The 2,283-nt window shown below is 66.4% G+C and carries 3 protein-coding genes; 2 read left to right on the top strand and 1 reads right to left on the bottom strand.

What is annotated here, in order from left to right:
• Window positions 1-102: 102 nt before the first annotated feature.
• Window positions 103-1,134, bottom strand: a complete 1,032-nt coding sequence (locus VSO01S_RS26305) for a sulfate ABC transporter substrate-binding protein (RefSeq protein ID WP_068645693.1) — start codon at window positions 1,132-1,134, stop codon at window positions 103-105.
• 145 nt (window positions 1,135-1,279) lie between these two features.
• Between VSO01S_RS26305 and VSO01S_RS26300 the strand changes: the two genes are divergently transcribed.
• Both VSO01S_RS26300 and mnmC2 read left to right on the top strand, forming a co-directional pair.
• The gene (locus tag VSO01S_RS26300; protein ID WP_068645692.1) at window positions 1,280-1,564 is read left to right on the top strand and encodes an oxidative damage protection protein; all 285 of its coding nucleotides are present in this window, start codon (window positions 1,280-1,282) and stop codon (window positions 1,562-1,564) included.
• Window positions 1,565-1,571: 7 nt separating this feature from the next.
• Window positions 1,572-2,283: tRNA (5-methylaminomethyl-2-thiouridine)(34)-methyltransferase MnmC2 (gene mnmC2 / locus VSO01S_RS26295; protein ID WP_153305458.1), on the top strand; the 712-nt coding region annotated here is incomplete at its 3' end.

The raw sequence follows: 2,283 nt of genomic DNA, 5'->3' as shown, positions 1-2,283 counted from the left end.
CGCGCAGCGCCAGCCGGGTGCCCACCGCCTCCAGCAGGGCGCTGGAGCGCGAGGGCGCCGAAGGGCTGCCGGCCGCCAGCAGGACGCTGCCGCTCGTGCTCATTACTTGCTCTTGCTGTAGATCTGGTCGAAGGAGCCGCCGTCCGCGAAGTGCGCCTTGTCGGCCTTGGCCCAGCCACCGAAGGCCTGGTCGATGGTGAACAGGGTCAGCTTCGGAAACTGCTTCTCGTACTTGGCCTTGGCCTTCTCGCTGGTGGGCCGGTAGTAGTTGCGCCCGGCGATGTCCTGGCCTTCGTCGGTGTACCAGTACTTGAGGTATTCCTCGGCCACGGCGCGGGTGCCGCGCTTGTCGACCACCTTGTCCACCACCGTCACCGCCGGCTCGGCCAGGATGGAGATGGAAGGCACCACGATGTCGAACTTGTCGGGGCCGAATTCCTTGACGGCCAGGAAGGCCTCGTTCTCCCAGGCCAGCAGCACGTCGCCCACGTTGCGCTGCACGAAGGTGATGGTGCTGCCGCGTGCGCCCGTGTCGAGCACCGGCACGTGCTGGTAGAGCTTGCCGACGAACTCCTTGGCCTTGTCGTCGCCTCCGTACTTGCGCTTGGCGAATTCCCAGGCGGCCAGGTAGTTCCAGCGGGCGCCGCCCGAGGTCTTGGGGTTGGGGGTGATCACCTGCACGCCCGGCTTGGTCAGGTCGTCCCAGTCCTTCAGGCCCTTGGGGTTGCCCTTCTTCACCAGGAACACGATGGTCGAGGTGTAGGGCGAGGCGTTGTGCGGCAGGCGCTTTTGCCAGTCGGGCTTGACCAGGCCGCCGTGGCTCACCAGCGCGTCGGTGTCGCCGGCCAGGGCCAGGGTGGCCACGTCGGCTTCCAGGCCGTCGATGATGGAGCGGGCCTGCTTGCCCGAGCCGCCGTGCGACTGCTTGACGTTCACCTCCTGGCCGGTCTTGCCCTTCCAGTAGGCGGCAAAGGCCTTGTTGAAGTCCACATACAGCTCGCGCGTGGGGTCGTACGACACGTTGAGCAGCTGCACCGGCTGCTGGGCCAGCGACGGCAACGCCGTCAGGGCCATGCTGGCCCCCACGGCAGCGCCCAGGGAAAGCTTGATAAAGTTGCGGCGAAGGCTCTTCATGGTGTTTCTGCTCTAGAAATGCATATCGATGAAGGTTTGAATTCTTGGTGAGGCATAAGAAAAGGCGAACTACCGAGTTCTCAGTTCTTCATAGCCAAATCAACTAAAGACCCACCACCCCCAATTCCATAAGGCAGGCACCCCCATGGCACGCATGGTTCAATGCATCAAGCTCGGCAAAGAGGCCGAAGGTCTGGACTTTCCGCCCTACCCCGGCGAACTCGGCAAGCGCATCTGGGAAAGCGTGAGCAAGGAGGCCTGGGCCGCCTGGCTCAAGCAGCAGACCATGCTCGTGAACGAGAACCGGCTGAACCTGGCCGACCTGCGCGCCCGCCAGTACCTGGCCCGCCAGATGGAAAAGCACTTCTTCGGCGAAGGCGCCGACGTGGCCCAGGGCTACGTCCCCCCCACCGAGGGTTCCCAGAGCTGATTCGGCGGTGCCGCCCGCCGAGCCGCTGCAATGGCGCGCCGACGGCGTGCCGCACAGTCCGCGCTTCTCGGACATCTATCACACCGAAACCGGCGCCCTGGCCCAGGCAAGGCATGTCTTCCTGGGCGGCTGCGGGCTGCCCGGCGCCTGGGCGAACCGTCCGCAATGGCGGATTCTCGAAACCGGCTTCGGGCTCGGGCTCAATTTCCTGACAAGTTGGCAGGCCTGGAAGCAGGACCCGTCACGCCCCAGCCTGCTGCACTTCGTCTCGGTCGAGGCGTATCCGGTCTCGCGCGAAGACATCCTGCGGGCCTCCGCCCGCTATGAGGAACTCGCGCCGCTGGCGCGGCAACTGGCCGACCAGTGGCACGGCCTGCTGCCCGGCTTTCACCGGCTGGCTTTCGAGGGCGGCCGGGTGCTGCTCACCCTGTGCATCGGCGACGTGCGGCCCATGCTGCGCGCCCAGCGCCATTTCGAGGCCGACAGCATCTTCCTCGACGGCTTCAGCCCGGAGCGCAATCCGGACATGTGGTCGCCGGATGTTCTCAAGGGCGTCACCCGCTTTGCCCGTGTGGGTAGCCGGCTGGCCACCTGGACGGTGGCGCGGGCGCTGCGCGACGGGCTGCAGCAACTGGGCTGGCAACCGCGCAAGCTGCAGGGGCTCGCGCCCAAGCGCGATTGCCTGCGCGCGGCGTTCGAGCCGGCGTGGGCCGTTCGCC

The organism is Variovorax soli NBRC 106424 (assembly GCF_001591385.1).
Lineage (GTDB): Bacteria > Pseudomonadota > Gammaproteobacteria > Burkholderiales > Burkholderiaceae_C > Variovorax > Variovorax soli.
This window is presented reverse-complemented; position numbering and strand designations above follow the sequence as displayed.